At 46.7% G+C, this 24,295-nt stretch carries 21 protein-coding genes, 2 tRNA genes, 1 rRNA gene and 2 riboswitches; of the genes, 5 read left to right on the top strand and 19 right to left on the bottom strand.

Going from position 1 to position 24,295, the window contains the following annotated elements; translation table 11 throughout:
* Positions 1-133 precede the first annotated feature (133 nt).
* The 3 genes from L4D78_RS06190 (at position 134) to L4D78_RS06180 (ending at position 4,297) form a co-directional block, all read left to right on the top strand.
* Complete coding sequence (locus L4D78_RS06190; RefSeq protein WP_428466107.1) at positions 134-973, top strand: 23S rRNA (adenine(2030)-N(6))-methyltransferase RlmJ; 840 nt, start codon at positions 134-136, stop codon at positions 971-973.
* A gap of 177 nt (positions 974-1,150) precedes the next feature.
* Positions 1,151-2,506 (top strand): glutathione-disulfide reductase, encoded by a 1,356-nt coding sequence (gene gorA, locus L4D78_RS06185; protein ID WP_428466106.1) that lies wholly within the window; start codon positions 1,151-1,153, stop codon positions 2,504-2,506.
* A 423-nt stretch (positions 2,507-2,929) separates the two neighbouring features.
* Positions 2,930-4,297 (top strand): YjiH family protein, encoded by a 1,368-nt coding sequence (locus L4D78_RS06180; protein ID WP_428466105.1) that lies wholly within the window; start codon positions 2,930-2,932, stop codon positions 4,295-4,297.
* A gap of 294 nt (positions 4,298-4,591) precedes the next feature.
* Here L4D78_RS06180 and tatC read toward each other — a convergent pair whose 3' ends face one another.
* From tatC to rmuC, 7 genes are all read right to left on the bottom strand, one after another.
* Positions 4,592-5,350 (bottom strand): Sec-independent protein translocase subunit TatC, encoded by a 759-nt coding sequence (tatC, locus tag L4D78_RS06175; RefSeq protein WP_428466104.1) that lies wholly within the window; start codon positions 5,348-5,350, stop codon positions 4,592-4,594.
* Positions 5,351-5,361: 11 nt separating this feature from the next.
* Positions 5,362-5,703 (bottom strand): Sec-independent protein translocase protein TatB, encoded by a 342-nt coding sequence (gene tatB, locus L4D78_RS06170; RefSeq protein WP_428456510.1) that lies wholly within the window; start codon positions 5,701-5,703, stop codon positions 5,362-5,364.
* Positions 5,704-5,706: 3 nt separating this feature from the next.
* A complete protein-coding gene (tatA, locus tag L4D78_RS06165) occupies positions 5,707-5,955 on the bottom strand; it encodes a Sec-independent protein translocase subunit TatA (RefSeq protein ID WP_428466103.1) in 249 nt (82 codons plus the stop codon).
* Positions 5,956-6,024: 69 nt separating this feature from the next.
* Entirely contained in the window at positions 6,025-7,662 is a 1,638-nt protein-coding gene (gene ubiB, locus L4D78_RS06160) for a ubiquinone biosynthesis regulatory protein kinase UbiB (RefSeq protein ID WP_428466102.1), read from the bottom strand.
* Positions 7,659-8,270 carry a ubiquinone biosynthesis accessory factor UbiJ gene (locus L4D78_RS06155; protein ID WP_428466101.1) on the bottom strand — a complete coding sequence of 204 codons (612 nt, stop codon included), beginning with the start codon at positions 8,268-8,270 and terminating at the stop codon, positions 7,659-7,661. The genes ubiB and L4D78_RS06155 overlap by 4 nt, the downstream gene beginning before the upstream one ends.
* Before the next feature lie 7 nt (positions 8,271-8,277).
* Positions 8,278-9,033 carry a bifunctional demethylmenaquinone methyltransferase/2-methoxy-6-polyprenyl-1,4-benzoquinol methylase UbiE gene (ubiE, locus tag L4D78_RS06150; protein ID WP_428456507.1) on the bottom strand — a complete coding sequence of 252 codons (756 nt, stop codon included), beginning with the start codon at positions 9,031-9,033 and terminating at the stop codon, positions 8,278-8,280.
* Positions 9,034-9,107: 74 nt separating this feature from the next.
* Positions 9,108-10,673 carry a DNA recombination protein RmuC gene (gene rmuC / locus L4D78_RS06145; protein WP_428466100.1) on the bottom strand — a complete coding sequence of 522 codons (1,566 nt, stop codon included), beginning with the start codon at positions 10,671-10,673 and terminating at the stop codon, positions 9,108-9,110.
* A gap of 239 nt (positions 10,674-10,912) precedes the next feature.
* Here rmuC and L4D78_RS06140 point away from each other — a divergent pair, with 239 nt between their 5' ends.
* Positions 10,913-11,812 (top strand): DMT family transporter, encoded by a 900-nt coding sequence (locus L4D78_RS06140; protein WP_428466099.1) that lies wholly within the window; start codon positions 10,913-10,915, stop codon positions 11,810-11,812.
* Positions 11,813-11,940: 128 nt separating this feature from the next.
* Here the strand turns inward: L4D78_RS06140 and L4D78_RS06135 are convergent, their stop codons facing one another.
* Positions 11,941-13,152: a multidrug effflux MFS transporter gene (locus L4D78_RS06135; RefSeq protein WP_428466098.1), complete on the bottom strand. Its 1,212-nt coding sequence runs from the start codon at positions 13,150-13,152 to the stop codon at positions 11,941-11,943.
* Positions 13,153-13,446: 294 nt separating this feature from the next.
* Between L4D78_RS06135 and L4D78_RS06130 the strand changes: the two genes are divergently transcribed.
* Positions 13,447-15,234 carry an aminopeptidase P family protein gene (locus tag L4D78_RS06130; RefSeq protein WP_428466097.1) on the top strand — a complete coding sequence of 596 codons (1,788 nt, stop codon included), beginning with the start codon at positions 13,447-13,449 and terminating at the stop codon, positions 15,232-15,234.
* A gap of 81 nt (positions 15,235-15,315) precedes the next feature.
* Here the strand turns inward: L4D78_RS06130 and thiH are convergent, their stop codons facing one another.
* The 11 genes from thiH to rrf all read right to left on the bottom strand — a co-directional run.
* Positions 15,316-16,428 (bottom strand): 2-iminoacetate synthase ThiH, encoded by a 1,113-nt coding sequence (gene thiH / locus L4D78_RS06125; protein WP_428466096.1) that lies wholly within the window; start codon positions 16,426-16,428, stop codon positions 15,316-15,318.
* Positions 16,429-16,438: 10 nt separating this feature from the next.
* Positions 16,439-17,209: a thiazole synthase gene (locus L4D78_RS06120; RefSeq protein WP_428466095.1), complete on the bottom strand. Its 771-nt coding sequence runs from the start codon at positions 17,207-17,209 to the stop codon at positions 16,439-16,441.
* Positions 17,210-17,428: a sulfur carrier protein ThiS gene (thiS, locus tag L4D78_RS06115; RefSeq protein WP_428466094.1), complete on the bottom strand. Its 219-nt coding sequence runs from the start codon at positions 17,426-17,428 to the stop codon at positions 17,210-17,212. It lies immediately after the preceding gene.
* 7 nt (positions 17,429-17,435) lie between these two features.
* Complete coding sequence (locus L4D78_RS06110; RefSeq protein WP_428466093.1) at positions 17,436-18,197, bottom strand: HesA/MoeB/ThiF family protein; 762 nt, start codon at positions 18,195-18,197, stop codon at positions 17,436-17,438.
* An 11-nt stretch (positions 18,198-18,208) separates the two neighbouring features.
* Positions 18,209-19,414, bottom strand: coding sequence for a thiamine phosphate synthase (locus L4D78_RS06105; RefSeq protein WP_428466092.1), 1,206 nt, complete (start codon positions 19,412-19,414; stop codon positions 18,209-18,211).
* Complete coding sequence (gene thiC / locus L4D78_RS06100) at positions 19,414-21,336, bottom strand: phosphomethylpyrimidine synthase ThiC (RefSeq protein WP_428466091.1); 1,923 nt, start codon at positions 21,334-21,336, stop codon at positions 19,414-19,416. The genes L4D78_RS06105 and thiC overlap by 1 nt, the downstream gene beginning before the upstream one ends.
* 117 nt (positions 21,337-21,453) lie before the next feature.
* A riboswitch (TPP riboswitch) is annotated at positions 21,454-21,551 on the bottom strand.
* A 111-nt stretch (positions 21,552-21,662) separates the two neighbouring features.
* Positions 21,663-23,030 carry a voltage-gated chloride channel family protein gene (locus L4D78_RS06095; RefSeq protein ID WP_428456496.1) on the bottom strand — a complete coding sequence of 456 codons (1,368 nt, stop codon included), beginning with the start codon at positions 23,028-23,030 and terminating at the stop codon, positions 21,663-21,665.
* A gap of 85 nt (positions 23,031-23,115) precedes the next feature.
* Positions 23,116-23,179: riboswitch (Fluoride riboswitch) on the bottom strand.
* Positions 23,180-23,326: 147 nt separating this feature from the next.
* Positions 23,327-23,403: transfer RNA gene (locus L4D78_RS06090), tRNA-Trp, on the bottom strand.
* 168 nt (positions 23,404-23,571) lie between these two features.
* Positions 23,572-23,697 carry a hypothetical protein gene (locus L4D78_RS06085; RefSeq protein ID WP_428466090.1) on the bottom strand — a complete coding sequence of 42 codons (126 nt, stop codon included), beginning with the start codon at positions 23,695-23,697 and terminating at the stop codon, positions 23,572-23,574.
* Positions 23,698-24,057: 360 nt separating this feature from the next.
* Positions 24,058-24,134 (bottom strand) — tRNA-Asp (locus L4D78_RS06080).
* A 66-nt stretch (positions 24,135-24,200) separates the two neighbouring features.
* Positions 24,201-24,295: ribosomal RNA gene (gene rrf, locus L4D78_RS06075) — 5S ribosomal RNA — on the bottom strand; the annotation flags it as partial.

Here is a 24,295-nt window from a genome sequence, read left to right as displayed (position 1 = left end):
GCTTAACTCTTTTTATTTTAACCTAGAATTAACAACTGGATTAATGAAAGTCATCACTGCTTTGTGGATCTTCGTCGACAATTCGCCATAATACAGGCCTTACTCATAACTTATTACTGTCGAGACTCCAGCCATGCTGAGCTACCGCCACAGTTTCCATGCCGGTAACCATGCCGATGTGGTCAAACACATTGTACAAAGCCTGATCCTTGATGCCTTAAAGCAAAAGGAAAAGCCATTTGTTTATCATGACACCCATTCCGGTGTCGGCCGCTACGATTTACAAGACGAGCGTAGTGAAAAAACCGGCGAGTTCAAGCAAGGCATTGCACGGCTCTGGGCGCGTGATGATATCCCGACAGACATCGCCACTTATCTTGAGGCGATTAAAGCCCTTAATGACAGTGATGAACTGCGTTACTACCCAGGCTCACCCCGTGTCGCTCGTGCACAGCTTCGCGACCAAGATCGCATGGTGTTAACGGAACTGCACCCAAGTGATTTTCCTCTGCTATTGCAAGAATTTCGCAGTGATCGCCAAGTAAAAATTTACAAGGAAGATGGCTTTGCACGCCTAAAAGGCAGCCTGCCCCCGAAAGAGCGCCGTGGTGTGGTACTCATCGACCCACCTTACGAACTCAAGCATGAGTATATGGACGTGGTGAATGCGATCATCGATAGCCATAAACGCTGGGCAACAGGCACCTACGCAATTTGGTACCCAGTGGTATATCGCGAGAACATCGACAAGATGCTACGTGGATTGGAAAAAGGCGGGATCCGTAAAGTACTACAGATTGAGCTAGGCGTTGAACCTGATACCACTGAACGTGGTATGACCGCTTCAGGCATGATAGTGATCAATCCACCGTGGAAACTAGAAAGCCAAATGAAAACAATTCTACCGTGGTTACAACAAGCCATTGCCCCAAGCCATGGCCACCATAAAGTCGAGTGGATCGTGCCGGAATAAGCCCAGTTTGGTATACAAAATCATCTAAGGCGGGGGTTTCCCGCCTTATTTATGCCTGTTATTTTAAGTTCTGACTTTCTCGATCATCCCCTCTCGTAACTCATCTCATTCTTGATTACACTAGAGCAAGCACAGCAGGAGCTGTAAGCAAATCAATAAAATCATTGGAGTAAAGTCATGGCAAAGCATTTTGATTACATTTGTATCGGTGGTGGCAGCGGCGGTATTGCATCAGCAAACCGTGCCGCAATGCATGGCGCAAAAGTAGCATTAGTTGAAGCCAAAGCCCTCGGCGGTACCTGTGTAAACGTTGGTTGTGTACCTAAAAAAGTCATGTGGCACGGCGCGCAAATTGCTGAAGCAATGCACTTATACGCCAAAGATTATGGCTTTGATGTCGATGTGAAAGGCTTTAACTGGAGCAAACTGGTTGAAAGCCGCGAAGCATACATCAGCCGTATTCACACCGCATACGACAACGTACTGGGTAAAAATAACATTGAAGTGATCAACGGTTTTGCTCGATTTGTTGATGCAAAGACAGTTGAAGTTAACGGTGAGCACTACACTGCGGACCACATCCTGATTGCTGTAGGCGGTGAGCCAACCATTCCGAATGTACCTGGTGCCGAGCACGGTATCGATTCGAACGGCTTCTTCGAGCTAACCGAGCAACCAAAGCGTACCGCAGTTATTGGTGCTGGCTACATTGCGGTTGAAATCGCAGGTGTATTAAGTGCGCTAGGCACAGATACCCACCTGTTCGTGCGTAAAGAGTCACCACTGCGCAGCTTTGACCCAATGATCATCGACACGTTAGTCGAAGTAATGGATGCAGAAGGTCCAACACTGCACACCCATTCAGTGCCAAAAGAAGTCGTGAAAGAAGCCGATGGGTCGACAACCCTGCACTTCGAAAACGGTGAGTCACACAATACTGACCTATTAATTTGGGCGATCGGCCGTAACCCAACCACCGACAAGATCAACCTTGCCGCTACGGGTGTTGAAACCAATAACCGTGGCTACATCAAAGTTGATGAGTACCAGCAGACAAATGTTGAAGGCATTTACTGTGTTGGCGATATCATGGAAGGTGGTATTGAGCTAACCCCTGTTGCGGTTAAAGCAGGTCGCCAACTATCAGAACGCCTGTTTAACGGTAAGACAGATGCGAAGATGGACTATAAGCTGGTACCAACCGTGGTATTTAGCCACCCACCAATCGGTACTATCGGCCAGACCGAAGCAGAAGCAATTGCTGAGTTTGGCGAAGACAATGTGAAAGTATACCAGTCTGGATTTACGGCGATGTATACTGCAGTAACTGCCCACCGTCAGCCTTGTAAGATGAAGCTGGTTTGCGCAGGACCTGACGAGAAAGTTGTTGGTCTACACGGTATTGGTTATACCGTCGATGAAATGATCCAAGGCTTCGGTGTTGCGATGAAGATGGGCGCAACCAAAGCAGACTTCGATAGCGTTGTTGCTATCCACCCAACCGGCTCAGAAGAGTTCGTTACTATGCGATAAGCCTTAACTGGCAAACCAATAATAAAAGGGGCTATGATGCCCCTTTTTTACATCCAAAATATAAGGCGGTTGCAACACAAGCTTGAAGCCATATATCAACGCTAACGGATCGAACATCTTATCTTAGTCGCCAATATCACATAATTAAGTACCATTATCAGACACGCCCTATCAGCTTTTTGGATTTAATATAAAAAAGCACGCATAAGTTTCTTCACCACCGGCAATTAGATGAATACCCACACATAGTGGCCACATACAGCATAATACTGAATAACTAGCCAGTTTTAGCCAAATACTATTCCAATTTATATCGAAAAACTGTAATCTCTCACCACCTGATTATGGACAATCAGTGAATATTTATTCCAAACGGAACAGCGGTTATTTACTCCTAATCAAAACAATTATTTAAGGTCTGGCATGCAAGATCAGGTTATTACTAAATCAAAACAGAAAGCCAATTGGCTGATGTTTATTTTACCGTCACTGCTCGGTGTATTCCTTTTCATGGCACCGATTGAATACCAAGGTACGATCACGATCCCAATCGCGGTATTGGCAAAATCGGTTCAAGCCTTATTCGACGGTATGCTGCCGGCTATCGTAACGTTTGTAATTTCCCTAACGGCTGCAGCTTCTCTTTTTACTAAAGCAGTAAAGCCGAAAGCAATAACTGAAAATCGCTTTTTAAATGGCCTGTTCAACCCAACTCTGCCATGGCTCGTAGTACAGCAGATGGGGGCAATTTTCGCGATCATGTCATTCTTCGCCATCGGCCCAGAAATGATCCACCACGGTGATACTGGTGGCATGGTATTAAACGATCTTCTACCGGTCCTGTTTTCTGTCTTCCTTTTTGCCGGTTTATTACTCCCTCTGCTGCTTAACTTTGGCCTGCTAGAGTTTGTTGGCGCAATGTTCACTCGCATTATGCGCCCGCTATTCAATCTACCTGGCCGCTCTGCTGTTAACTGTATTGCCTCTTGGCTTGGTGACGGCAGTGTTGGCGTATTAATGACGAGTAAGCAATACGAAAGTAAGATTTACACCGAGCGTGAAGCGGCGGTCATTGGTACAACCTTTACCGCAGTCTCTATTACTTTTAGCTTGGTTGTTATTGCACAAGTAAACCTTGAGCATATGTTTGCCCCGTTCTACCTCACAGTGTGTCTGGCTGGATTAGCAGCCGCGGTGATTGTGCCACGCTTACCACCACTGTCTTGGAAGAAAGACCATTATGTTGATGGCGCGACATCAAGCACTGCGAACATTGAAGCCGTACCTGAAGGTAAAACAGTATTTAGCTTCGGTCTTGAGCAAGCACTGAATAAAGCCAATGAAGTAAAAAGCCTACGTAAAGTGGTTATTGAAGGTATTGAAAATGCCGTTGATATGATTTTCGGGGTACTACCTGTTGTCATGGCCATTGGTACCGCAGCATTGGTTATTGCTGAAAACACGCCAGTATTCAGCATCCTTGGCCAACCATTCATTCCGTTCCTTGAACTGCTACGTATTCCAGAAGCGACAGCGGCATCAGAAACTATCGTGGTCGGCTTTGCTGATATGTTCTTGCCATCTATTTTGGCATCAAGCATTGAAAGTGATTTGACCCGCTTTGTCATTGCAGCAATGTCTGTCACGCAGCTGATTTACATGTCTGAAATCGGCGCCCTACTGATCGGTAGTAAAATCCCAGTAAAACCTTGGGAACTGTTTATGATCTTTATTCTGCGTACTTTGGTCACCCTGCCAGTCATTGCAATGATGGGACATATCTTCTTCTAGCAAGATAGTCCAACCTCCCCCTTCCCAAAAGCCAGCTCATCGAGCTGGCTTTTTAGTATCGGTAGCATGCCGCGATGCTTACGCTTCCCACTATGTTTGATACTGCAATACATCAACTCAACACCCTTTCTATCGCCGAAGTACAGTCGTCATGTTGGAAGAAATGGTAATGGCAGTACAATCACGTTAAAAAGGCCGCACCGATTATTATTACCCTCAGTGGTCTGAACTAGCGAAAAACAAGCATAAAAAAACCGGCCGAGGCCGGTTTTTTTCATCATTCAAAAGCGGTGATTATTGCTCGTCTTCCGCAATATCATCTTCCTCTCGCTCTTCACGGACGTAAAACTTCGCGAAAAACAGTCCTACTTCAAACAGTAGGCACATTGGGATCGCTAACAACGTTTGCGAAATGATATCTGGCGGTGTCAACATCATGCCCACGACAAACGCTGCGACGACAATATAAGGTCGTTTGGTACGCAGTGTCTGTGGGTCTGTTGCCCCCGTCCAACATAGCAAGATAATGGCTACCGGAATTTCAAATGCGATACCGAAAGCCATAAACAATGCCAGCACGAAATCAAGGTAGCTAGAAATATCAGTCGCGACCTGTACACCCTCTGGTGCAATGCTGGTAAAGAAACCAAACACCAAGGGGAATACAACGAAATAAGCGAACGAAACACCCGCATAGAACAATAGCGAACTGGAAAACAGTAGCGGCATGATCAGCTTGCGCTCATGTTTGTATAGGCCTGGTGCAATAAAGCCCCATATCTGATACAAAATCATTGGTACCGCAACAAAAACCGAAGTCACCAAAGTCAGCTTAATTGGCGCAAAGAATGGTGAAGCGACATCTGTAGCGATCATTGTCGCGCCTTCTGGTAAACGTTCTACCAAAGGGGCTGACATAAAGGCATAGATGTCGTTAGCAAACCAAACCAGACCAAGAAAAACCACAATGACGCTCAGGATAGAACGCAGCAGACGGTTACGCAGCTCAACAAGGTGGCTGAATAGCGGTTGCGTGTCTTCAACTGTAGACATAGTGAGTTACTTTAATCCTGCTTTTGAGAGGTCGTCGCCGAGGGCTGCTCGTCTTTTTTATCGGCATAAGGGCGTTGGACTTCTGCAGCAGCTTTTTTCAGCTCCTCAACAGAATCTCGCAGTTCCGGTGCGAGATCTTCCATACCCATTTTCTCAGCTTTTTTAAGATTTTCCTGCAACTCTTGGATTTTAAGTTCCTGAGACAGTTCATCTTTCACCGAGTTTGCCATATTACGAGCAGCACCAACCCAACGCGATACCGAACGGATCGCGACGGGAAGGCGTTCCGGCCCCAGTACAACTAATCCCACAACAGAGATCAGTATTAGCTCCCAGAACCCGATATCAAACACGCGTTAAACCTGCTCTTTATCTTTCTGGCTCTTTTGAGCCTGTTGATCTTGCTGCTCTTCAGCAAGCTTCTTCTGATCGAAATCCGCATCCGCTTCTTTCTTTTCAGTCGGCTCATCGTCACCGATGGCTTTTTTGAAACCTTTCACCGCCGAACCTAGGTCACCGCCTAATGAACGTAGTTTCTTTGTTCCGAATAAAAGCACAATGATCAGTGCAATGATAAGCAGTTGCCAGATACTAATACCACCCATGCTTGTTTTACCTCAGCTTATTGTGGTTGATAAGAAAACGTTTTGTGTGTTGGTCGCATACTCTACCGTCTATTTTCGGCAAGCGCGCCAACCAAGTAACCAAAACGTGATACCCATTACAGCCGTTATGACTGGATAGGTTTCAACATGATTACTAAAAAGTATGGCAGAACATACAACCAGAGTTGCACCAATGCCAAAATGGAACCTAGCCTGACCCTGATAACGCCGACTCTCCATAAAACTATCATAGAGTGTATCGATACGCTGATTCAGAGCATTGCCCTGACGCAAACTATCGTAAAGTAATTCCGGTAATTCGGGTAACTTTTCCGCCCAGAATGGTGCACGGCTTTTAACGCCATCAATCACGGCTTGCGGGCCGACTTGACGAGACATCCAATCTTCAAGGAATGGTTTCGCGGTATCCCACAAATCAAGCTGTGGGTATAACTGGCGACCAAGCCCTTCTACATACAATAAGGTTTTTTGTAGTAATACCAATTGTGGCTGCACTTCCATATTGAAGCGGCGCGCAGTATTAAACAAATTCAGTAACACATGACCAAACGAAATCTCGGCCAAGGGTTTTTCAAAAATCGGCTCGCACACGGTACGAATAGCAAATTCAAACTCATCGACATTGGTATCTTGTGGCACCCAGCCAGAATCAACATGCAGCTCGGCGACTTTACGGTAGTCTCGATGGAAAAATGCCAGTAAATTTTCCGCAAGATAGCGCTTATCTTCGCGGTTTAGCGTACCGACGATACCGCAATCCAAGGCTATCCATTGTGGCGTTTCAGGGTTTTCCCGCGCCACGAAGATATTCCCAGGGTGCATGTCAGCATGGAAAAAACTATCACGGAACACTTGGGTAAAGAAGATGGTCACGGCATTTTCCGATAACAACTTCAGATCGGTGCCGTTAGCCACCAGCGCATCCACATCGGATACCTGAATACCATATATACGCTCCATCACCAGTAAACGTTCACTGCTGAGATCGGTATAAACTTCAGGCACATATAACATGTCACTGTCTTCGAAATTACGTCGCAGCTGAATACCATTTGCAGCTTCGCGCATCAGGTTTAGCTCGTCTAGCAACGTTTTCTCATATTCGCGTACCACCTCTATTGGTCGTAATCGCCTCGCTTCAGGTAACATCCGCGACAGGATTTTAGCCATACGGTACATTAGCTTAATATCAGCGCGGATCACCGGCAAGATATCAGGACGGATAACCTTTAGAACGATTTCTGCACCCGTCTCTTTTAATGTCGCGGTATGCACTTGCGCTATCGAGGCTGACGCCAATGGCGTCTCATCAAAGTCATCAAACCATGTTTCTAACGGCCCGCCTAATGATGTTTCCATGTGTTGCTTGGCCAGTTTGCCATCAAACGGGGCAACCTGATCTTGCAGCATGGCAAGTTGATCTGCGATGTGTGGTGGAAATAAGTCTCGGCGCGTTGACATCATTTGCCCGAACTTAATCCAAACCGGCCCAAGCTCTTGCAGCGCCAAACGTAGACGCTCGCCCAGCGGTTTGTCTGGGTGCTCATTTTTCATCCACACTAATGACTTACGTGCCGCTTTCGGTAATTTCAACCGTGGGTCGTCAGGTAATAATTCATCAAGGCCATAACGCAGTTGAACCGCAGTGATCTGATAAAGGCGCTTAAATTCAGACAGTGCCATCATGATGCATAACGCTCCATTATCACCTTCATACGTGCTTCACACCTTGCTACATCGGATTTCAAATCATCAACCTGATCAGCAAAATGTGCAATTTCCAACGCTTGCGGTGCAAGCTTCCACTCTTCCGTGATCACTTCAGCCAAATATTGCTGACGGCGTTCGATTCCATGACGTAATACTTGAGCGCTATTTTTCAGCCCACCCACCAAAGTATGTGCCACTATATCACCGGTATATTGCGAAATTTTTTCTTCGACATCAGGTTTCAAACTATTTAACAGCGCTGAGAATTGCTGGGCGAGCTGAATATCCCCCTCAAGAGATAATTTGTCCGCCTTGATCAACTGAGTCAAATTAGCCTGTTGGCGCAATTCAGGCAGTACAGACAGGTTCAGGGCAAGCTGACAATCAACCTCACCTTCATACGCACCCAATACATCGATCTGCTGGCTAAAAACAAAGTACAGCTGTTTACCAAACTCATTGATGGTGACACCAATAATTTTTCCGCGTAAACGAGCCAACCGACGCTGGCTGTCTTCATCTTCTTTTAGCAGGGTATTTAGCGATGTTTCTATCGCCCCAGTGACTAATACATCAACAGGCATAACATCCTCAGAACTTAAAGCCACGGTGCAACGCAACGATACCACCGGTTAGGTTGTAATATTGAGTCTGTTCAAAACCAGCATCCTGCATCATACCTTCTAAGGTATTTTGATCGGGATGCATGCGAATAGATTCAGCTAAATAACGGTAGCTCTCGGCATCATTCGCAATGATTTCGCCCATTTTTGGCAATAGGTGAAAGGAGTATGCGTCATAGACTTTCGAAAGAGGCTCAAGGATTGGCTTCGAGAATTCAAGTACCAATAAACGACCACCTGGCTTTAATACGCGATACATAGAACGCAGCGCTTTCTCTTTATCAGTGACATTACGCAGGCAGAAGCTGATGGTAATACAATCGAAGAAGTCATCAGGAAATGGTAGTTCTTCGGCATTCGCCTGCACATACCCAACATTGCCGACAACCCCCATATCACGTAACTTACTGCGGCCAACATTCAGCATCGAGTTATTGATATCAGCGAGGATCACCTGGCCATCATCACCCACAATGCGTGAGAATTTTGCGGTTAGATCGCCAGTACCGCCCCCTAAATCCAACACTTTATGGCCGCGGCGAACACCACTGCAATCAATGGTGAAGCGTTTCCAAACGCGATGGACGCCCATCGACATCAAATCATTCATGATGTCGTATTTCGCAGCTACAGAGTGGAATACTTCTGCAACCATCTCTGCCTTCTCTTCCTTGGCTACGGTGCGGTAACCAAAGTGTGTGGTATCTAGTGAGGTGTCCGTCATGCTACATCCGTCATGGTTATCAAACTGTCATAAACTGGTCTAGTGTACTTGATGGTTGAGCTTTGCTCAAAGCACTACGACAAATCATTTTCTTCACTCGCCTGTAACGAAAGTCGATGACTCATCGCAGGCGAAGGTTCAGCCGTATCGTCATCGGCAGCGCCAAGCAGCGCTCTTTCCGCAAGTAGTGGGTTTATATCGCGTTTGACCTCAACACCCAGCTGCTTAAAACCTTCCGCTTGGCGGATCACATTGCCTCTACCTGTAAGCAACTTATTCATTGCACCCTGATAGCTTTGGCTCGCCTTATCGAGGGATGCCCCCACCGACTCCATATCTGTGACAAACAAGCGGAGTTTGTCATAGAGCTTGCTTGCTCGTTCAGCTATGTGCTTCGCATTTTGATTTTGCCGCTCATTGCGCCATAGATTATTAATGGTACGCAATGCCACCAGCAACGTCGTAGGACTAACCAACATGATATTTTGATCCATAGCATCACGGATTAAGCTTGGATCAGTTTCGATGGCCGCCTGAAAAGCAGGTTCAACCGGGATGAACATCAACACATAGTCCAAGCTTTGCACGCCATGAAGTTGATGGTAGTCCTTGCGGCTTAAACCCCGAATGTGACCACGGACAGAAGCAACATGCTCACTCAACGCTAACTCTTGTTCTGCACTGGTTTCAGCATTAAAGAAACGTTCGTAAGCAAGCAATGACATTTTGGCATCGATCACCACATCCTTACTTTGCGGTAGATGCACCACAACATCGGGCTGATAGCGTTTGCCATCATCATTTTCTAAACTGACCTGAGTTTGATACTCATGGCCATCACGAAGGCCTGATTCGCTAAGTACACGCGACAGTACGACTTCCCCCCAGTTACCCTGAGCTTTGTTATCACCCTTTAGTGCTTGCGTTAGGTTGACCGCTTCACGCGCCATTTGCTCATTTAGCTGTTTGAGGTTATTGATTTCATGCACCAAGGTATGACGCTCACGCGCTTCTTGGCTGAAATTGTCATTAACCTGCTTCTTAAACCCTTCCAACTGTGCTTTCAAAGGACTTAATAAGGTTTCCATACTAAGACGATTTTGCTCATCCACTGTGCGGGTCTTTTGCTCAAATAAGCGGTTGGCCAAGCTTTCAAACTGTACACGTAGCCGTTCTTCGGCATTTTCAAGTAAAGCAATTTTCTCATCCGCTGCTTTTTGCTCTTCAAAATGACGGGCTTCTTGTTCACGTAGATCCGCTTCAAGACCGGCATTGGCCATACGCGCGTTTTCAAGCTGTTCGCTAAAGTATTGCTTTTCATTTTTCAGCGCTTCGAAATGGCGCATTTTCTCCAAAGCAGCCGCAAGGCGAGCATGCATCTGACGCACCTCATTGGTAAGGCGATCGCGCTCGATATCCATTTCATCCAGATCTTTATTCCGCTCATCAAGCTGGCTCATAAACTGCTGTTCACGGCTTTCAACCAATCGCTTATCTGATTCAACCTGCTGTAACAGCAACTGCTGTTGTTGTTGCCAGCGTTGCTTAACAAGCCAAGCGGTGGTGACACTGGCTATGGCCGCCCCAAAGAATGCCATTATTGCTGCCAAACCATATCCTGACAGCCATTCATTAATCATGCTTAATACCTTGAATCTTTGAATATATAAGCGGGGCTAACCGCCAAAAACAGAGATTAAAGGCTAAAAGGATACTGGATAAATGTCCAGATGTTATCGCTCTCGCCGCCTGCATTCAGGAGAACATCACATCCCTAATAGGAATGATCTAGTCGACATTACAACAATCGACTAGACTGACGCTCTCGCCGTTGGGCCTTTCGCCAGCTCGGCACTTTATATTTGATTATGGATGAACAATGAACGAACGTTATGCGCTCGGCTACGGGCTTGCTGCGGTATTACTTTGGTCGACGGTTGCAACGGCCTTTAAAATCACCTTGGATTTCTTTACCCCAGTCCAAATGCTGGTTGCTGCCAGCATTGTCTCGGCTATTGCTCTTGCCGGTATCGCTATTTTCCAAGGCAAGTTGCACTTACTTGGCCGCACCTTCTTGGCTCGCCCGTGGTACTACGTACTGCTCGGCCTGATCAATCCATTCGCTTATTATCTAATTTTATTTAAGTCGTACGAGCTATTACCTGCTTCGCAAGCCCAGCCATTGAATTACAGCTGGGCGATCACCCTGACATTAATGGCAGCTGTTTTTCTTGGGCAGAAAATCCGTAAACAAGACTGGGCGGCCTGTGCTTTAGGGTATGTGGGTGTGATCATCATTGCGACTAAAGGTGATGTTCTGGCGTTACAATTTGATAGCCCGACAGGTGTCGCATTGGCCTTACTCTCTACGTTACTCTGGGCAATGTACTGGATTTTAAACGCTAAGAACCAAGCCGAACCGGTACTTGGGGTACTGCTTGGCTTTTTAGTGTCTCTTCCTTTCTCGATTGGACTGAGTGTATACCTAGGCGGGTGGTCACTAGTACCTTGGCAAGGCTGGGCTGCGGTTAGCTATGTCGGTTTATTTGAAATGGGGATCACTTTTGTTTTGTGGATCAATGCACTCAAGCTTACTCGCAATACCGCAAGGATCAGCAACCTTATCTTTATTTCACCATTTATCTCTCTGATGTTGCTAGCAACAATCATCGGTGAAGAAATCCATCCTTCAACGTTGGTTGGTTTGGTGTTGATTGTCTGTGGTTTAGTGGTTCAACAATGGAAAGGTAAACAAGTAGAATCCACTAGCACCGTCTAATCGTTGTCTGGGCTCTTGCCAGAAACAAAAAAGCCTGCCACAAAGGTGGCAGGCAAAAAGAGCCTAAGGGTTGTCGAGACCCTGCGCCTTAAAAGGGTGGCGTCTTATTAGTATATTGAACCTGTTATTTAAGCCGCTTCTGCTGAAACAGGAGCATGCCAGCGTTGGCCATATCTAGACCATAAAATTAATAATCCCGGTAATAGCAGCCACATTTGCAGCACCATTAAGTTAGGAGGCGTTAGATCTAGACGCTGAGTCAAGCCAACCATCAGCCCCGCGCCACTCATTTGGAATAACCCTAATAACGCCGCGGCCGTACCCGCACGATCACCGAATGGTGCCAGCGCCTTGCCTGCCGCAGAGCCCAAGACAAAAGCAAAACCAAAAGACGACATGAAAATTGGCACCATAAATGCCCACGCCTGTGCGATATGACTAAGCAATAGCATTGCGATACCAGCAATAAGCAAGGTCAGCAATCCAGTATTCAGGGTGTGGCGCGTGCCAAATCGGTCCATGTATTTGGGTGCAACCATACAGGCAAAAATATTAAAAGCAGCGTTAACACCAAACCAAAACGTAAACTGGTTCATATCTTGCCCCAGCTCCATCATTAACCATACTGGTGCCGACGTGACATAAGCTAAAATCACCGCCATAGCTAACATACATAATGTGGCGTGAAACAAGAACGTTGGCTCTTTTAATACCGACCAGTAACGCGATAAGCTAATAGTTGAACCTTGTACGTTGGTACTTTGAGGGCGCGTCTCTTTGAAAAAGAGCAGAATGAATATACCCGCGACAACCGCAAAGCCTGCCATAAAACTAAAGTTAGAACGCCAGCCAAATTGATGCGTCAGCCATGTACCAAGTAGCGGTGCTAATGCTGGGATAAAACAAATGGCGCCGTTTAAGTAACTGATCATTCGCCCACTTTTCTCTGGGCCAAAACTATCACGTACCGCAGCAAACGCTGCAACAGACGTTGCACATGCACCGAACCCTTGTAAAAAGCGGGCAACTAACAATAAGTCTAGCGTCTCAGCGGTATACGCCAATGCCGCACTCAATGCATAAATGGTGATCCCGGCCAGTGCGATAGGACGACGGCCAAAGCGATCGGCTAGTGGTCCAGCTAATAACTGGCCAAGGCCAAGACTAAACATAAACCAAGTAATAGTGTCTTGTACTCGGGTACTATCAACCGCGAACGTATCAGCCATTGCAGGCAATGCCGGTAAATAAATATCAATCGCTAAAGGACTAAACAGAACCAGCGTTACCATTAAGGCAATGAGGCGCGATCCAGCTTGAGGGGGGGGCGTGGTGGTCATAAGGTGTTCCTATTTAATCTAGATCACCAGTCTACGAGTTTCAAGATATGAATAGAAATGGTATATATTCAATCCGTACTTTCCATTTAGGAATATCACTCGTTTTCCCGATCCGTAAAGCTCTCCATGCGCATCACTATTTGCAAAGCACCTAATTGCAGCACGACGACAAAACCGCTAACTTAACCTCATCGAACGGCCTCTTTTTCCTTAGTCTCTACGGATATAATAATCCTATAGGCCGCTCTCTTCATTTCCGTCAGCAAGGACGGTGACATTTAAAAGGAACAAAACATGCAAGCTGTTATCTCACAACGTGTTGAGCAGATCCGCCAATGGCTGGTAGCAAACCAGCTCGATGCACTGCTTATTCCTCATGAAGATGAATATCTCGGTGAATACATCCCGGCCCATAATGAGCGCCTGCACTGGGCTACCGGTTTTACCGGCTCTGCGGGCATGGCAGTGATCACCCAAGATAAAGCCGCAGTCTTCGTCGATGGCCGCTATGTTGTACAAGTGCGCAAACAAGTACCGGGTGATGTTTTTGAGTACCGCCACCTGATTGAAGAGCCTCCTGTTACATGGGCACAAGAGAACCTTGCAACAGGAAGTAAAGTGGCCATTGATGCTCGCTTGCACAGTGGAGCATGGCTAACCCGCACGACTGAACAGCTTAATAGCGCATTGGAATTAGTGTGCATAGAGCAAAACCCAATAGAGACCTATTGGCATGACCGCCCAGATGCCACACTCTCAAACGCGAAACTGATGGGACTTGAATATGTCGGCCAGAGCAGTACCGACAAGCGCCAACAAATTGCGGCAGAGCTACAGAAACAAGGGGCAGATGCAGTCCTATTAACCCAGCTCGACAGCATTGCTTGGTTACTCAATGTACGTGGTAGTGATGTACCTAGCCTACCCGTCTTACTTTCAACGGCAGTACTGCATGCCGATAAAAGTGTTGATTTTTTCATTGACCCGACTCGCCTGCCACAAGATTTTACAGCACATGTGGGTAACGGTGTTCGCGTACAGGCACCAGAAGCACTGGAAGCCAGCTTGAAGCAACTTGGCGGTAAAACCGTGTTAGTTGATCCAGCCACGAGCAATGCATGGTCAAGCCAAGTATTGCGCGCGGCAGATGCAACAATCATTGAGGCTGCGGACCCATGCCTGTTACCAAAAGCAGCCAAAAATCCGACAGAAATCGCCGGTATGAAAGCCTGTCATATCCGTGATGGTGTTGCGGTAACTAAATTCTTGTCGTGGGTTGATGCTCAAGTTGCCCAAGGAAACCTGCTCGATGAAGGCACGCTGTCTGATCAGCTATGGCAATTCCGCGCTGAAGATAGCAGCTGCAGCGATGTCAGTTTCGATACCATTTCAGCCGCTGCGGGTAATGCAGCCATGTGCCACTACAATCACCTAAACCAGCCTGAACCAAGTGTGCTGGAGATGGACAATGTTTATTTGGTTGATTCAGGCGGTCAGTACCCAGATGGCACGACGGATATTACCCGTACGATAGCCATCGGCCAGCCGAGTGATGAAGTTAAGCAAACTTTCACCCTCGTACTGAAAGGCCATATTGCCTTAACCTCAGCCCGTTTCCCTAAAGGTACAACAGGCTCACAGCTTGATGCATTAGCTCGCCAACACCTATGGGCATACGGCTTTGACTATGATCACGGCACAGGCCATGGCGTCGGTCATTTCTTGAGTGTACATGAAGGGCCGCAGCGCATTGCGAAGGTCTACAACCCAACAGCCTTACTACCAGGTATGGTGCTATCTAATGAGCCGGGTTACTACCGTGCAGATGCTTTTGGTATTCGCATTGAAAACCTTGAGCTTGTGGTCGAGGTTGAAACGGCTGGTGACATGACGGTAATGGGCTTTGAATCATTAACACGTGCACCTATCGATCGTCGTTTAGTCGATTTGTCACTGATGACAGATACAGAGCTAACTTGGCTAAACAACTATCATCAGACGGTGTTTGAAGTCGTCAGCCCATCACTTGACGGTGAAGTACTGGCTTGGCTAGAACAAGCAACTGCACCGCTAGTACGATAGCTCGCCGACAAACGAGTACTGCTAAAAAAACGCCCGCAAAGCTGCGGGCGTTTTTACATCCAAAACTTGGAATAATTGCGGTTAGCCCGAGTATGCGTGGTGCCAATCTTTCCATACCACTTCAAAGCCATTTTGCTTCACTGCCGAGGCAACAGCAGCAGCAGAACGATCATCACTAATCGAAAACTGTTCTAGCTCAGGCTCATCATCGGCATAGCCACCCGGTTGGGTTTTCGATGCCGCCGACATACTGGTGATACCCAGCGGTAACACGTTATCCCTAAATTGCGATGATTCACGGGTAGACAACGAGAGCTCAACTTCAGGGTTCAACAATCGGTAAGCACAAATTAACTGTACTAATTGGCGGTCAGACATGACTGATTTTGGCTGCAAGCCTCCTTCACACGGGCGCAAACGCGGGAACGATATTGAATAACGCGTCTGCCAGTATGTACGCTCTAAATAATCAAGATGGCTAGCGGCAAAGAAGCAGTCGGTTCGCCACTCTTCCAAACCAATCAATGCACCAATACCAATTTTATCAATACCCGCTCGAGCAAGGCGATCTGGCGTGTCTAGACGATACTCAAAATCCATCTTATTGCCACGCAGGTGATGCTCGGCGTAGGTCGGGGCGCTGTAGGTTTCTTGATACACCATCACCGCATCTAAACCGAGTGTTTTCAGCTCAGCGTACTCATCCTGCTCGAGTGGCTGTACCTCCATTGAGAGGTAGCTAAACTGCGATTTGATAGCAGGCAAGGCTTCACGGAAGTATTCCATACCAACCTTGCGCTCATGCTCACCGGTAACCAATAAGATATTGTCGAAGTTCATTGCTTTGATAGCAGCACATTCACGACCAATTTCATCGACCGTCAACGTCCGCCGCTTGATCCGGTTTTCCATTGAAAAACCACAATAAGTGCACGCATTGGCACACAAGTTTGACAGATAAAGCGGGACATAAAACGAGATAGTATGGCCAAAGCGTTTTCGCGTTAATGCCGCAGATTGCTGAGCCATTTGCTCAAGGTACGGCTCAGCGGCTGGTGAAATCAAAGCTTTGAAATCTTCTAGGTCACGCTTCGGTTTACGCAGGGCGCGTTCAACATCACCCGCTGTTTTACTGTAAATAGAAAGCCTGACATCATCCCAATCAAGCTGTTTCCATACATCGACGAAACTCATCGCGAGATCCTTATGCTGTTTGATCTAAGAAAGCGGTTAATGGGCTCGAGGCAATCGCGTGGTTAACGGTACCTGCCAGTCCTGCTTCGTAGGCCATTCGTCCACTCTCTACAGCCATTTGGAATGCGCGTCCCATAGCTATCGGATCAGCTGCAGCAGCAATAGCAGTATTCACCAACACCGCATCAGCCCCCATCTCCATCGCTTCTGCAGCATGAGATGGTGCACCGATACCAGCATCAACAATCACAGGCACGCGTGCTTGGTCGATGATAATTTCTAAAAAGTCACGAGAGGCCAAGCCCTTATTTGAACCAATTGGCGCACCCAGTGGCATTACCGCAGCACAGCCAACTTCTTCCAAACGCTTACACAGTACCGGATCAGCATGGCAATATGGCAGTACGATAAATCCTTCTCGTACTAACACTTCTGCAGCCGCTAATGTTTCAATCGGATCAGGCATTAAGTACTTAGGATCTGGATGAATTTCCAATTTTAGCCAGTTGGTACCTAGGGCTTCTCGTGCCAATTTAGCCGCAAATACAGCTTCTTTGGCATTTTTAGCGCCGGAAGTGTTCGGTAGCAGATTGACCCCAGCTTTAATCAATGGGGTCAAAATGTCATCGTCACGGTTTTCGATATCAACCCGCTTCAATGCCATCGTTACTAGCTCTGATTGAGAGGCAATAATAGACTCTGCCATTGTCGCGCTATTTGCGTACTTCCCTGTGCCAGTAAATAGACGTGAAGAGAAGGTTTTCCCTGCGATAGTTAACATTTAGCCTCCAGCAATGGCTTGAAAAAGGGCAATACGATCACCCGCGTTTAATTGTGTTGTTTCCCACTCGGTGCGGGCGACAATGTCATCATTAAGTGCCACAGCTGTTGCTTGTAGCGGCATATCCAACTGATTAAGCAGGGCAACTAGTGTCGTACCTTCTGCGACATCGACAGGCTTATCATTGACCAGTAACTGGTTCATTATGGTTGTTGTCATCGTTGCTTTACTCCCCTGTGCCACATACCGGACACTTACTGTCTGTTGCGAGATTAAATTTTTGCCAAGCCATGGTTAAACCATCAAATTGCTGTAAAGCAGAAAAAGCGACTCCCCCTGCGCCAGTAACCAGTTTAATGGCTTCTAGAGCCTGCATGGTTCCCATCATGCCAACAACAGGACCAGCAATACCCGAGTTACTGCAGTTTTGCGACTCTTGTGGGGCATCTTCTTGCCATGGGAATAAGCAGTGGTAACACGGCCCTCGCCCGTCACGGAAATCAAACGCCATTAATTGCCCTTGCCAACGAATCGCAGCCCCAGAAATCAATGGTGTGTTGGCTTCAAAACACGCCTTGTTCACAGCATGGCGAGTCGGCAAGTTATCCGAGCAATCAAGCACCACATCAGCTAACGAAATTTCCATTGCCAAACGTTGATCAGCCAACCGCGCTTTTACAGGACGAACTCGGATATAAGGATTCAATGATCGGGCTTGTTCTGCCGCCATCTCAGCCTTACTTTTTCCTTGGTGTTCATCGCGATAAATCACTTGTCGCTGAAGATTAGAACTATCCACCTCATCATCATCAGCAATGACAAGATTACCAACGCCTGCGCCAGCCAAATACAGAACCGCAGCAGAGCCTAAACCGCCCGCCCCGACTAACAGTACGTGTGCCTTAGTCAATTGCTCTTGCCCTTGCACGCCGACTTCAGGCAACATGATTTGGCGGTTATAACGCAGAAATTCCTGATCTGTTAGCATATCAAGCAACCTTAATGTGACACTGGACGAAGCAGTATGTGATTAAAAGCATCCACCGCAGCCTGCGGATCTTCAGCCTGAGTCACTGCGCGTACTACCGCTACACTACTAACACCAGTTTGCCAGACACTTTCTGCCCGAGATAAGTCGATACCACCGATAGCAACCGTTGGAAAAGCGTCATCAATTAACTTCTGGTATAGCGCTAAACGACTCAGTCCTTGCGGTTTAGATGGCATGTCTTTGGTCGTCGTTGGGTAAATATGACCTAATGCGATATAACTTGGAGCAAACTCTATAGCTCGAAGGATTTCGTAATAGCCATGGGTGGATAAACCAAGGCGCAAACCAGCTTGCTGGATTGCAGCCAGATCAGCAGTTTCCAAGTCCTCCTGCCCCAAGTGCACCCCATAAGCCTGATGCTCAATGGCTAGTTGCCAGTAGTCATTAACAAATACCTGTGCCTGATGTGCATTGCCTGCTGCAATAATGTTTGCTACTTGTGCCGGCAATGACGGTTCTGAAGGATCTTTTATCCGTAGCTGAGTGGTTTTCACCCCCAGCTCTAGTACTTTCTCTACCCACTCAGCGGTATCGACAACCGGATACAAGGCCATTTTCTGTGGATCTGTTTTTGCGAATGAAGTAACAGGCACCTCTGTGCTTACCCAGCCTAGCGCATCCACCTCGGGGTGATTGGCCGTTAAAGGACGAGGAAACAATTCACGCCCCATAGGCCAAACTGCACTCGCATGGCTTCGGGCATATGCGCGCGCTAATGTAACCGCATCTTCTAACGGGTAATCTAAGGCTAAAGCAGTTAACAACATTGCACGTTGCGGCTCACTCGAGCCAGCATCGTGGCAATACACTGCCCGCGCTTCACCATTATGATGCCAAATATCCACACAGCCACGCTCTGTGGGCAAGCCACAGATAATCAGCTTCGGCTGAGCAGCAACCGCTTGCTGCAGCTCAGATACACTCGGGTAAGGCGTAACCCATTGGTCACGCACTGTATACCCATCACCCGTTAGGCATTCCTCATTAAAAGCAATGGCTAATGGTCGCTGATCAACATGCATGTCTACCACTGCCGACTCACTACTTCCCACACGAACGGGTTCGCCTAACTGATACTGTTCAGCCGCCGCCAATAAAGGCTCAATATGCATTAATAGCGGGGTCAGGTGATCGGGTAAACACAAAGTGCTCATTAGTTTTCCTCTTGCATAGGGTGGTAGAGTTCACTGCCTCTTGAACGGAATTCATCCGATTTCTGCTGCATCCCCTCTAGCGGATCGTCCAATAGCTGAATAGCCAAATCACCCTCTTGTTCAAGGCCATGAGCGTATTCGCGAACTTCCTGTGAGATTTTCATTGAGCAGAATTTAGGGCCACACATAGAACAAAAATGTGCAACTTTTCCAGATTCTTGAGGTAGTGTCTCGTCATGATAGGCCCTTGCTGTAACAGGGTCTAAAGCTAGGTTAAATTGGTCTTCCCAGCGGAATTCAAAGCGCGCTTTTGAAAGCGCATTATCTCGGACTTGTGCGCCGGGGTGGCCCTTCGCCAAATCTGCCGCATGTGCACACAATTTGTAGGTGATCAGCCCTACTTTTACATCCTCTTTATTGGGCAAGCCTAGGTGCTCTTTCGGCGTAACATAGCAGAGCATGGCACAGCCATACCAACCAATCATCGCAGCGCCGATACCTGAGGTAATATGGTCATAACCTGGTGCGATATCAGTGGTGAGTGGGCCAAGCGTATAAAAAGGGGCTTCATGGCAGTGCTTTAGTTGCTCTTCCATATTTTCTTTGATCATATGCATTGGCACATGACCTGGGCCTTCAATCATCACCTGTACATCGTACTCCCATGCAACCTTCGTTAACTCACCCAATGTACGAAGCTCACTGAACTGCGCTTCATCATTGGCATCAGCAACTGAGCCAGGACGCAAACCATCCCCTAAAGACAGGGCAATATCGTATTGGGCACATATTTCGCATATCTCACGAAAATGCTGGTACAAAAAGCTTTCTTGGTGATGCGCCAGACACCACTTTGCCATAATCGAACCGCCACGGGAGACAATGCCAGTTACCCGTTTGGCCGTCATCGGTACATAACGAAGTAGTACGCCAGCATGAATAGTGAAGTAATCAACGCCCTGTTCAGCTTGCTCAAGCAAGGTGTCTCTGAAAACGGTCCAATTGAGGTTTTCAGCAACTCCATTTACTTTCTCTAGCGCTTGATACATAGGTACTGTACCAATCGGCACCGGGCTGTTGCGGATGATCCACTCTCGGGTCTCGTGAATATTACGTCCCGTCGATAGATCCATCACCGTGTCGCCGCCCCAACGGGTCGACCACACTAATTTTTCAACCTCTTCTTCAATCGAAGAGCTCACTGATGAGTTACCAATATTGGCATTTACTTTCACCAGGAAGTTACGCCCGATAATCATGGGCTCAGACTCAGGGTGATTGATGTTCGATGGAATAATGGCACGCCCTTCTGCGACTTCTTGACGTACAAACTCTGGGGTAATATCGCGGGGTAAATTAGCACCAAGGGGCATACCATGATGTTGCTGGTTCAGTACTTCGTCACGGTATTTCGCTCGTCCCATATTTTCACGGATCGCGATAAATTCCATTTCAGGAGTAATGACCCCTTTTCGAGCATAATGAAGCTGAGTAACATTAGCGCCAGTAACAGCACGACGTACACGAGAACGCTCACCAAAACGTAATTCATCCAGTGTATCGTCAGCTAGCCGCTCTTTTGAGTAAGCAGAACTAAGATCATCCAATAACTCGGTATCACCGCGTTCAGCAATCCAGCTTTCACGTAATTTAGGTAAACCACTGTAGATATCTATTTGATGTTCAGGATCGGTATAATAACCAGAGGTGTCATAAACTCGGACAGGCTCATTCGGCTCAAAGGCAGGTTCATCTTTTGTTCCACCGATCAGGCTATCGGCTAGCGTAATTTCACGCATAGGTACCCGGATATCATCCCGGCTACCTGTAACATAAACCTTTTGAGAGTTAGGGTACGGTTGGGCAGTTAGTGACTCTATAAATTGTTTAGCTTCCAGTCTCGCTTGTTTGCGATTCGTCATAGCAATTTCCTATCATTCCATAGTAGGGAAGTTGCTTGGCGGATTGGTGCTTAAACAAGAGGCTACATGTAGGAATGTAGCATCATCTGGAACTGCAGCTGCGAATACAGCATTATCAGAAGATTTTCTCTTGTTCCCTTCGCAGGTATTAGCCTGATCAGGTTCTACGGATCCCGCAATGCGGTCTCAGCCAATTGGCACTCCGACAAGTTGAAAGGTCAGTATATGTAATCGATTAATACCCGGCAAGTGAACGAAACATAAAACTGATACTTTGTTAACAAAAATCGCATTTATTTTGACAGCCTTGATGATAAGGCTAAGCACTATTTATATTTTTTTACTAAGCTTTTCAGCAAAGATGAGTGCGTCTCACGGAGTTCACCAAGTTTATGAGTGATCTTAGGCGCCCCGTCTAAATCAAATAGCTTCGGTACCGCAACGCGCTGTGATGAATAGATACCCGTATGGCCGCTGAAGTAATAAGCCGTATAACAAGCAATCGCAAAATACAGCATATGATCAGCTCCAAACAGCTCAACCCCCATGATAGTACATGCAAGCGGTGTATTGGTTGCGGCGGCAAATACCGCGAGAAAGCCTAAAGCGGCGAACAGATCAACTGGTGCCCCCAATACCCACGCTAATGTATTACCTAGCGTAGCCCCCACAAAGAACAATGGTGTGACTTCTCCGCCTTTAAAGCCAGCAGCCAGCGTCACTGCAGTGAGTATTAACTTCAGCAACCAGCTATACCACTCAGCCCCACCGTCCTGAAAGGCGCTGAGTATGCTGACACCACCCTCACGGCTTGAATACACACCAAGGCCAATATAATCATAATTGCCAATAAGCTGTACTGATGCAATCACGATGCATCCCCCAACAACAACAATTAGGTATGGATTCTTCAATGTTGCTTTGAATATGTCTTTAAAGGCATGGGTTAACTCACCAAACAAATAACCAGCAAGGCCAAAAGCGACTGCTGCCAATACAATCTTTCCCACCAAAAATAAATCTACTTTCACAGCATGTTCAAAAATAGTAATGGTTTCGAGAAAATCAATTCGGTAGTGAGTATGGTGTACCCCCCAAGCGGTACAAACAACATCAGCCAAAATAGCAGCAAAGAGTGCAGGAATAATTGCGTCATAACGCAAACGGCCAATAGCGAGTACTTCGAGAGCAAAAATAGCCCCTGTGAGCGGTGTTCCGAATACAGCACCAAATCCAGCGGCAACCCCAGCAATAAGCATCAATCGAGTATCAGCTTCATTCAGCTTAAATTTTCGCGCTAACCAATGAGTCGATGCCCCGCCGATCTGAACGGCAGTTCCTTCACGCCCTGCAGAGCCTCCGAATAAATGGGTTATCACAGTGGTGAGCAGTACCAACGGCCCCATACGAGCAGGAATGCCTGCACCTGGTTTATGAATTTCATCCATAATCAGGTTATTACCACCTTCTGAATTTTTCCCAAGGTTGCGGTAGCAATAAACAATGATGATACCAGCCAGCGGTAAGAAATAGATTAACCAAGGGTTATCAATACGAGTGCTTGTCGCTAAGCTAAGGATCCATAGGAAAAAAGCATTGAATGAACCGACAAGAACAGCAACAGGAATGATAAGCAGTGTCCAACGCAAAATTTGGACGAATATTTTAGGGTTTGTACTTAAAGGATGAGCCATACCGTTTTCTATCTTTTACTGAGTTAATTTCAAGGATAGAAGCTATGGCAAATTATGTTTACCCTACCATAGACGGATCTACCCTACTACGATAGGAGTCATCATCTCAGATGAGCGGTTAAAGGTGGAACTCCATCACCCGTTATCAAATGAAATTGATAACAATGGCCTGATGCTATAACTAATAAGAAAGAGCAACAAGTCTAATTTCACATTTGTCTATATGACTTGACCTTAAACAATTTACTAAAGCCTAGATACAGCAAAGCCCCGACCGTAGTCGAGGCTTTTAAATGTGGCAGGGGTGGAGAGATTCGAACTCCCAACACGCGGATTTGGAATCCGCTGCTCTGCCAATTGGAGCTACACCCCTGTAATGCTGTTACAGCACTTCTTAAAATCAACATTATCTAAGAAGTGATGAGTATTCTATACAGCTAGCAGAGAATTACCAGCCTTAATTAGATATTTTTTCAAAAACACACATCGACTGGTTAAATAAGAACCAATTCATCCACTTAGCTGTATTCCACCTCAATATTTAAGCTAGTGCCTGCTTCTTTTTTTTCTTATATACCGCATAGAGAACCATTGCGGGTCCGCCAACAAGCATTACCATTCCTAAGCATGCAAGCGCTGTCATGACTAACATTTCAATTTCTGACATATTTTATTCTCACTGACTTTAATATGATTTTCCGGCTTTGGTCTTAACCAGTCTTTTTTATTTTTCACACAAAAGCGTAACAAAAAAAACAAAAGAAACATACCTTTCCAGATGAACAGCCAGCCTAAAAACATTAACAGGCAAACAGTAATTGTGAAACATAGTGAATAAGGTTGAGTTATCCAACCGAAGAATGAAGAAAAGCACAACGCAAAAAGATTCGTCATTTCTGAAAAGGCTTTCGAAGAAGTGGTTGAACCGCTGGGCTGGCATTCCTGCGGGATTCATTTATCCGAAGGATAAACCACAAATATATAGACGTAAAAAAACCCGAGTCGTTAGACTCGGGTTTAGTATAAGTGGCGGAGCGGACGGGACTCGAACCCGCGACCCCCGGCGTGACAGGCCGGTATTCTAACCAACTGAACTACCGCTCCACACGGTGATAAATACTCGCGTATCTATCCGATATCCATCGTTCAATATGAATATCTAAATTGGGAGCCTGGCGATGTCCTACTCTCACATGGGGAAACCCCACACTACCATCGGCGCTATTACGTTTCACTACTGAGTTCGGCATGGGATCAGGTGGTGG

Source organism: Photobacterium minamisatsumaniensis (assembly GCF_050336695.1).
Taxonomy (GTDB): domain Bacteria; phylum Pseudomonadota; class Gammaproteobacteria; order Enterobacterales; family Vibrionaceae; genus Photobacterium; species Photobacterium minamisatsumaniensis.
This window is presented reverse-complemented; position numbering and strand designations above follow the sequence as displayed.

Excerpts from the sequence above, each read along its gene's own strand:
- L4D78_RS06140 (WP_428466099.1), top strand. The coding sequence starts at position 10,913 with ATGAACGAACGTTATGCGCTCGGCTACGGGCTTGCTGCGGTATTACTT.
- ubiB (WP_428466102.1), bottom strand. The coding sequence starts at position 7,662 with ATGATGGCACTGTCTGAATTTAAGCGCCTTTATCAGATCACTGCGGTT.
- thiH (WP_428466096.1), bottom strand. The coding sequence starts at position 16,428 with ATGAGTTTCGTCGATGTATGGAAACAGCTTGATTGGGATGATGTCAGG.
- thiC (WP_428466091.1), bottom strand. The coding sequence starts at position 21,336 with ATGACGAATCGCAAACAAGCGAGACTGGAAGCTAAACAATTTATAGAG.
- L4D78_RS06180 (WP_428466105.1), top strand. The coding sequence starts at position 2,930 with ATGCAAGATCAGGTTATTACTAAATCAAAACAGAAAGCCAATTGGCTG.
- L4D78_RS06105 (WP_428466092.1), bottom strand. The coding sequence starts at position 19,414 with ATGAGCACTTTGTGTTTACCCGATCACCTGACCCCGCTATTAATGCAT.
- ubiE (WP_428456507.1), bottom strand. The coding sequence starts at position 9,033 with ATGACGGACACCTCACTAGATACCACACACTTTGGTTACCGCACCGTA.
- tatC (WP_428466104.1), bottom strand. The coding sequence starts at position 5,350 with ATGTCTACAGTTGAAGACACGCAACCGCTATTCAGCCACCTTGTTGAG.
- L4D78_RS06095 (WP_428456496.1), bottom strand. The coding sequence starts at position 23,030 with ATGGCTCATCCTTTAAGTACAAACCCTAAAATATTCGTCCAAATTTTG.
- tatA (WP_428466103.1), bottom strand. The coding sequence starts at position 5,955 with ATGGGTGGTATTAGTATCTGGCAACTGCTTATCATTGCACTGATCATT.
- L4D78_RS06190 (WP_428466107.1), top strand. The coding sequence starts at position 134 with ATGCTGAGCTACCGCCACAGTTTCCATGCCGGTAACCATGCCGATGTG.
- L4D78_RS06135 (WP_428466098.1), bottom strand. The coding sequence starts at position 13,152 with ATGACCACCACGCCCCCCCCTCAAGCTGGATCGCGCCTCATTGCCTTA.
- L4D78_RS06155 (WP_428466101.1), bottom strand. The coding sequence starts at position 8,270 with ATGCCTGTTGATGTATTAGTCACTGGGGCGATAGAAACATCGCTAAAT.
- L4D78_RS06085 (WP_428466090.1), bottom strand. The coding sequence starts at position 23,697 with ATGTCAGAAATTGAAATGTTAGTCATGACAGCGCTTGCATGCTTAGGA.
- rmuC (WP_428466100.1), bottom strand. The coding sequence starts at position 10,673 with ATGATTAATGAATGGCTGTCAGGATATGGTTTGGCAGCAATAATGGCA.
- L4D78_RS06130 (WP_428466097.1), top strand. The coding sequence starts at position 13,447 with ATGCAAGCTGTTATCTCACAACGTGTTGAGCAGATCCGCCAATGGCTG.
- thiS (WP_428466094.1), bottom strand. The coding sequence starts at position 17,428 with ATGACAACAACCATAATGAACCAGTTACTGGTCAATGATAAGCCTGTC.
- gorA (WP_428466106.1), top strand. The coding sequence starts at position 1,151 with ATGGCAAAGCATTTTGATTACATTTGTATCGGTGGTGGCAGCGGCGGT.
- L4D78_RS06120 (WP_428466095.1), bottom strand. The coding sequence starts at position 17,209 with ATGTTAACTATCGCAGGGAAAACCTTCTCTTCACGTCTATTTACTGGC.
- L4D78_RS06110 (WP_428466093.1), bottom strand. The coding sequence starts at position 18,197 with ATGCTAACAGATCAGGAATTTCTGCGTTATAACCGCCAAATCATGTTG.